General features: G+C 69.0%; 6 protein-coding genes. 5 read left to right on the plus strand and 1 reads right to left on the minus strand.

The window, feature by feature from the left end:
* Window positions 1-91 precede the first annotated feature (91 nt).
* The gene (locus A7W11_RS12270; RefSeq protein ID WP_066412443.1) at window positions 92-1,033 is read left to right on the plus strand and encodes a complex I NDUFA9 subunit family protein; all 942 of its coding nucleotides are present in this window, start codon (window positions 92-94) and stop codon (window positions 1,031-1,033) included.
* Between the two features lie 124 nt (window positions 1,034-1,157).
* Here the strand turns inward: A7W11_RS12270 and ruvA are convergent, their stop codons facing one another.
* Complete coding sequence (gene ruvA, locus A7W11_RS12275) at window positions 1,158-1,730, minus strand: Holliday junction branch migration protein RuvA (protein ID WP_066412447.1); 573 nt, start codon at window positions 1,728-1,730, stop codon at window positions 1,158-1,160.
* A 183-nt stretch (window positions 1,731-1,913) separates the two neighbouring features.
* Here ruvA and A7W11_RS12280 point away from each other — a divergent pair, with 183 nt between their 5' ends.
* The 4 genes from A7W11_RS12280 to A7W11_RS28525 all read left to right on the plus strand — a co-directional run.
* Complete coding sequence (locus A7W11_RS12280) at window positions 1,914-2,597, plus strand: STN domain-containing protein (RefSeq protein ID WP_162270268.1); 684 nt, start codon at window positions 1,914-1,916, stop codon at window positions 2,595-2,597.
* A 3-nt stretch (window positions 2,598-2,600) separates the two neighbouring features.
* The gene (locus tag A7W11_RS12285) at window positions 2,601-3,161 is read left to right on the plus strand and encodes an RNA polymerase sigma factor (protein WP_066412454.1); all 561 of its coding nucleotides are present in this window, start codon (window positions 2,601-2,603) and stop codon (window positions 3,159-3,161) included.
* A gap of 5 nt (window positions 3,162-3,166) precedes the next feature.
* A complete protein-coding gene (locus tag A7W11_RS12290) occupies window positions 3,167-4,135 on the plus strand; it encodes a FecR family protein (protein WP_162270269.1) in 969 nt (322 codons plus the stop codon).
* Window positions 4,136-4,245: 110 nt separating this feature from the next.
* A partial coding sequence (locus A7W11_RS28525) for a two-partner secretion domain-containing protein (RefSeq protein WP_218188588.1) occupies window positions 4,246-6,126 on the plus strand: 1,881 nt, incomplete at its 3' end.

Raw genomic sequence — 6,126 nt, forward strand, 5'->3', positions numbered from 1 at the left:
CCGTGCGAGCGCCAGGCACGCCGGTTGCGGCAACCTGAGCCAACCGGGACAGGACAGCCCGGCCTACCAGACGAACCAGGAGCGATCACGCATGCGTATCCTAGTCATCGGCGGAACCGGCTTCATCGGCCGCCATCTCGCGGCGCGGCTGTCGGCCGATGGACACCAATTGCTGGTGCCCACGCGGCGCTATGCCAATGGACGCGACCTGCAAGTGCTGCCCGCGGTCACGCTGATCCAGGCCGACGTGCACGACGATGCCGAACTCGACCGCCTGATGGTCCAGTGCGGCGCCGTCATCAACCTCGTGGGCGTGTTGCACGGCGGGCAGGGCAAGCCCTATGGCGACGGCTTTTCCCGCGCGCACGTGCAGTTGCCGCGGCGTGTCGCGCAGGCCTGCCGCCGCAACGGGGTGGGGCGTCTGCTGCACATGAGCGCCCTGGGCGCGGATGCGCAGGGTCCGAGCATGTATGCGCGCTCCAAGGGCGATGGCGAGCATGCGGTGAAGGCCGAGCTGCAAGGCTGGGAAGGCGGATGGACCATTTTTCGTCCATCCATCGTGTTCGGCCCCGACGACAATTTCACCAACCTGTTTGCCCGCCTGGCGAGATGGTTTCCCGTGCTGCCGATGGCGGGCGCGGGCGCGCGCATCCAGCCGGTGTATGTCAGCGACGTGGCGTCGGCCATGGCCAATGCGCTGCGCCGCAGCGAAACCTGGGGCCAGGCCTATGAACTGTGCGGTCCGCAGGTGCACACCCTGGGCGACGTCGTCAGGCTCTGCGCGATCTGGAGCGGCCATCGGCGTCCGGTCGTGGACGTCCCCATGGGGCTGGGCAAGATCCAGGCGGGATTCTTCGAAATGCTGCCCGGCACCCCGCTGATGTCGCGCGACAACCTGGATTCGCTGACCGTGGACAATGTGTGTCCCCAGGGGATGTCGCCCGACCTCGGCGTGGTTCCCACGCCGCTGGAGGCCGTGGCGCCGGGCTACCTGAAGCGCGGCGGGCAGCCCGCGCAGACGGGGCTGCCGTAGTCCGACGTTCCACGGAATACCGGCTTGCGGTGCCTCGCGATGATGGCGAAGCCCGCAGGTGTTCCGATCGACGTTGCATGCGCGCCCCGTTGGCCGGCCAGGCCTCGCGCGTGCGGTTTTCTCGTCAGCGCACCAATGCCTTCAGCGACAGGCGGATGCCGTCCGAGACGCTGACGCCTTCCGGCAACTGCTTCATCGCCAGCACCGATTCCTTGTCCGAGTAACCCAGCGCCATCAGCGCATTCAGGATGTCGGACTGGCTGTCCGGCATGGCGTGCGGCGTGGCGCCGATGTCCGCGCCCAGCTTGCCCTTCAGTTCCAGCAGCAGCCGCTCGGCGGTCTTCTTGCCGATGCCCGGCACGCGCGTCAGCCGGCCGGATTCCTGCAGCGTGACCGCCTGGGCCAGTTCGGCCACGGACAGCCCCGACAGCAGCGCCAGCGCCATGCGGGCGCCTACGCCGGTGATCTTGATCAGCTGGCGGAAGGCGGCGCGTTCGGAGGGCGAGGCGAAGCCGAACAGCAGGTGCGCATCCTCGCGCACGATCACGTGGGTGTGCAGCGTGACGCGCGCGCCGTTCTCCGGCAGGGCGTACAGCGTGCTCATGGGCACGTCGACTTCGTAGCCGACGCCATTGACGTCCACCAGGACGGTGGGCGGGGTCTTTTCGAGCAGGGTTCCGGTCAGGCGGCCGATCATGGATTCGCAGGCAGAAGGGGCCGCGCGGAACGGCGGCCGATGGCGGATTCTATCGCCCCGGCGCGGGATGCTTACGCCATGCTGTCATGTAACAGTCACGAGGCGCTCATACGATGTCGGCGCACGCACTTCCTCATCGGGCCCGGACGCCTTCCACGCCAGGCCGTACTCCACTCGACACACATGACCGGCACGCAAACGTCAGCCAGTGCATGGATGCTGACGGGATGCCTCTCGCTGCTGGCCTTGTCGCCTTGTTGGCAGCCGGCGCAGGCGCAGGGCCCCGAGCAGATTCCATTTCGCATCGATGCCGGTACGCTGGGTCCCGCCCTGCATGCCTATGGCCGGGCGACCGGCATCGCGGTGATGCTGGACGACCGCTACAGCGACCGGCCGGTCCAGGCAGTGGCCGGTTCGTATACGGCCAGCGCCGCGATGCAGCGGCTGCTGTCGGGCACGGGCCTGCTGGCGCGTTTCATCGGCGGTGACGCCGTGATCGTCTATGCCCCTCAGGGGGCGTCCGAACCGTCCGCCGCGCGGCCGGCGGCACAGGCGTCGTATGGCGATTACGTGGCGCGCCTGCAGACCGAGGTGACGCAGGTGTTGTGCCGCCAGCCCCAGACCCGTCCGGGCCGCTATCGGTTGGCCCTGCAGATGCGGCTGGATGGCATGGGCCAGGTGGCCGGCTTGCGCCTGCTGGATTCCACGGGCGATACGGCGCGCGACCAGGCCGTGGCCTCCGCCCTGCAAGCCTTGAGCTTCGCAGCACCGCCTGCAGCCATGCCGCAACCCGTGCTGCTGCTGTTGGTGCCCGATGGCCCGGGCGCCGTGACGCGCTGTCCATCCTCATTGCGCACGGAGCATTGACGCATGCCGGATACCCCACGCGGCGGATTGCGCGATCGCCTGGTCCAGCGATATGGCGAACTGCGCAAGCGGCTGGAATTCATGACCGGGTCGAAAGACACGGCCGACGACGTGCTGCACGACACCTGGGTGCGTCTGGAGACCGCCCAGGCGGCGCCCGCCAGCAACCCCGATGGCTACCTGCTGCGCATGGCGTCCAACATCGCCACCGACGAGTACCGCCGCAACCGCAAGACGACCCTGCTGGACGAGCAGGAGATCGAGGCGTTGATGTACATCGCCGACGATGCCGCGGATCCCGAGCGCATCGTCGCCGGCCGCAGCGAGGTCGCGCGTCTGGACGACGTGCTGGACGAGCTGCCGCCGCGCCGCCGCGACATCCTGGTGGCCGCGCGGCTGGAAGGCCTGATGAACCGCCAGATCGCTGAGCGCTGGGGCATCTCGGTCAGCGCGGTGGAAAAGGAGCTGCGGCTGGCCATGACGCACTGCAAGCAGCGCATGGGCGACGTACAGGCCGCGCAAAGCGATAATCCCGTCGGCCGCCGCAGGCGGAATGCAGAATGACGACCATGTCCCGACACCCTCACGATGATTACCGGGCCATTCAGGCCCAGGCCGACGCCTGGTGGGCCCGGCTGCGCTCGGGCAAGGCCACGCAGGAAGATGCCCAGGCGCTGCGCCAGTGGTGCGCCCAGAGCCCGGACCATGCGCGGGCCTGGCGCGAGGTGCGCGAGGTCTGGGAGGCCCTGGAGCCCGCCGTGGCGCGCATCGCGCAGCGTTCGCCGGCCGCCAGGCCGCGCCGGGCGGGCGCTTTCGCCTTCGGCTTCCAGCCGGGCCGCCGTGCCTGGCTGGGCGGGGCGGTGGCCGCGGGCGCCGCATGGATGCTGGTGCGTCCGCCGGCCAACCTGTGGCCGGCCATCGGCGACTTCGCCGCCGACTATCGCACGGGTACGGGCGAGCGGCGCGAGGTGGCGCTGGCCGATGGCGGCGTGGTGCAGATGAATACCCAGACCCGCATCAATCTGCGGGATGGGGACTATGCGTTCGAACTGCTGGCCGGCGAGACGGACGTTCACGCCGGCGCCAAGGGCGATGTCCGGGTGTATGCGGCCGGTGCGCGTATCGAGGGCGCCAGCGGGCATTTCAATGTGCGCCATACCGGTCCCGAGGTCTGCGTGACCTGCGTGGACGGCGCCGTGCGCGTCGAGCATCCCCTGGGTTCGGTGGCGGTGCCACCTTCGTCCCAGGTGATCTACACGGTGGATCGGCTGTCGCCGGTGCGTACCGTGGATGCCGCCGCCGTGACCGCCTGGCGCGGCGGGGAACTGATCTTCGAGGGCGCGCCGCTGTCCGAGGTGATCGCCGAGGTGAACCGCTACCGGCGCGGCCGGCTGGTGCTGCGCAACGAGGCGCTGGGCCGCCGCCGGGTGCAGATGCGCATTTCATTGCAGAAGCTCGATGCGGTGCCGGCCATGATCCGCGACCTGTATGGCGCGGAATTGATCGAGCTGCCGCAGGGTATTGTGCTGGTGACTTGAAACAAAATCTTCATCAAATAGGCCGCGGAAATCGCTGAGGGTTTCCGGGGGCATCTTCGTCATTGGGGTATCGACGCTTATCCCATCCGTATCCACGAATGACTGCCGCCATGCCGACCATCAAGAAACACCCGTTCCGTCCGATCTCCCTGGCGCGCAGGCGCGAAGGGAACGCTTCGGTCTTGCGGCCCGCGCCGCTGGCCTTGGCGCTGGCTTCGGCCATGGTGTTGCTGGCCGCCGCCCCGGCCGTGCAGGCGCAGGCCTGGTTCGCGGCCTCGGGCTCCAGCAAGGGCGCGGGGTTCAGCACGGATGCGCGGGCGCGGGCCCAGTCGGCCGGCGTGGGGGTCGGCAACGGCACGGCCGCGCAGCAGGCGGCGGCGCGGCAGAAGCTGGATCGTTCCATCGGCAACCTGAACGTGGCGGCGCAGGCGATCGCCGCGCAGCAGGCCGCGCAAGCGGCTGCCCGGGACGCGGCGGTGGCGGCCGGCGGCGGCATTCCCGATGGCCTGATCGAAGGTGGCCTGAAGGTCGACAGCAATATTCTGACGGCGGGTTGGCGCAACGCGCAGGCCCCGGTGCAGACCGTGGCGGGCGGCAAGACCACGGTAACCGTGCAGCAGACCGGCGATCGCGCCATCCTGAATTGGGAAACCTTCAACGTCGGGCGCAACACTACAGTGGATTTCCGCCAGCAGGCGGATTGGGCGGTGTTGAACCGCGTCAACGATCCGCAGGCGCGACCGTCGCAGATCGCGGGTGCGATCCGGGGCGACGGCACGGTCATGGTGGTCAACCGCAACGGCATCGTGTTCGGCGGCGGTTCGCAGGTGGATGTGCGCAATCTGGTGGCCGCGGCGGCCAGCATCGGCGACCAGCAGTTCATCGACCGCGGCATTTATGGGCAGGACAGCACGGTCGCCACGTTCACCGAGGCGCTGGGCAAGATCGAAGTGCAGCAGGGGGCGCAGATCCGCACCACGGTGCCGACCACGGTGACGCAAGGCGGCGGCTATACGCTGTTGCTGGGCAAGGAGGTGGAGCAGGGCGGCCTGATCCACGCGCCGCGAGGGCAGGCGCTGCTGGCGGCTGGGGACAGCTTCGTCATCCGTCGCGGCCAGGGTTCCGATGGCAATCAGTCTTCGACCACGCGCGGCAGCGAGGTATTGGTGTCGGGGGCGGGCACGGTACGCAACACCGGCCTGATCCAGTCGCCTCTGGGCGATGTCACGCTGGCGGCCAACCAAGTGGAGCAGGCCGGCGTGCTGGCGACCACGACATCGGTGGACGCTCGGGGCACCATTCACCTGACGGCGACTGGCGAAGGCAGCGCGATCACGCTGCGCGAAGGCGCGGTCAACGCCATCTTGCTGGACGCCAGCACGTCCACGGCGCTGGATGGCCAGCGCGACAGCCTGCTGGCGCCGGTGGTGGGCGGCGGCGGCGGGGATGTCTGGCTGGCGGACCGCTATCGCCGCGACCTGTCGCTGGTGCAGATCGACAGCGCCGGCTCGGTGGATTTCCAGGCGGGCACGCTGACGCTGGCCACGGGCGGTCAGGTGGCGGTGAAGGCAGGCACGCGCACGCTGGTGCGCGACGGTGCGCAGATCGACGTGTCCGGCGCCATCGGCGTGCCCGTGTCGATGGAATCGAACAATCTCAAGATCAACATCCAGGGCAACGAACAGCGCGACGCGCCGGGCAACCGCGACAGCGGCAAGCTGGCCAACAGCGATGTATGGGTCGACATCCGCGACCTGGTCTACGTGCCGGCTGGCACGGGCGGTTACGGCAACGACCGTTGGTACACCGCTGGCGGCTTGCTGGAAGTGGGCGGCTACCTGGCCAACCGGGCCGTGCCGGCCAGCCACTGGCTGGCGCAGGGTGGCACGGTGCGTTTCGATGGCGGCGAGGTCGTCACGCAAACCGGTTCCATCATCAACCTGTCGGGCGGCACGCTGGACGTGCAGTCCGGCCGCATCAACATGACGTGG

It is taken from the genome of Bordetella ansorpii (genome assembly GCF_900078315.1).
GTDB lineage: Bacteria > Pseudomonadota > Gammaproteobacteria > Burkholderiales > Burkholderiaceae_B > Bordetella > Bordetella ansorpii.